The 466-nt window shown below is 72.7% G+C and carries 1 pseudogene; it reads left to right on the top strand.

The features are described from left to right. A pseudogene (locus LPA54_RS37865) lies at positions 1 to 466 on the top strand (hypothetical protein); the annotation flags it as partial.

Genomic DNA, 466 nt, shown 5'->3' with positions numbered 1-466 from the left:
CTGGGCGGTGAGGGCAGCTGGAAGTCCGTCATCCTGGACGCCGTCGGTGTCGCCACCTTCGGTCTCGGGCGGGCCGCGATGGCGGGAGCCAAGGGCGTGGCCGCCGGCAGCAAGGCGCTGGCCCGCAGCAATCTCTACAAGAACGCCGTGCGGTCCGGCATGAAGACCAACAAGGCCTGGAACCTCGCCAACCGCGGCGCGCAGGGGTCGGTCCGCGGCAAGGAAGCGGCCCGCGCCATGGCCGCCATGCCCAAGGGCAAGCTGCCGAACTGGAGCAACATCAAGGAAGGCTTCAGCCCGTCCGCCCTGGCCCGGGATACGGTCGACGGCGTGAAATCCATCCGCAACGCCTTCTCCCGGGAGGGCTGGCGCGAGGGCCTGAGCAGCGTGGCGGCCCCCCGGTCCGCCGGCACCCTGGACCCGGACCTCGCCCGCACGGCCGCCGGGCTCGACGGCATCGCGCCGG

The organism is Streptomyces sp. DH12 (assembly GCF_020873895.1).
GTDB lineage: Bacteria > Actinomycetota > Actinomycetes > Streptomycetales > Streptomycetaceae > Streptomyces.
Note: the sequence above shows the minus strand (reverse complement) of the source record. Positions and strands in the feature narration are given on the sequence as shown.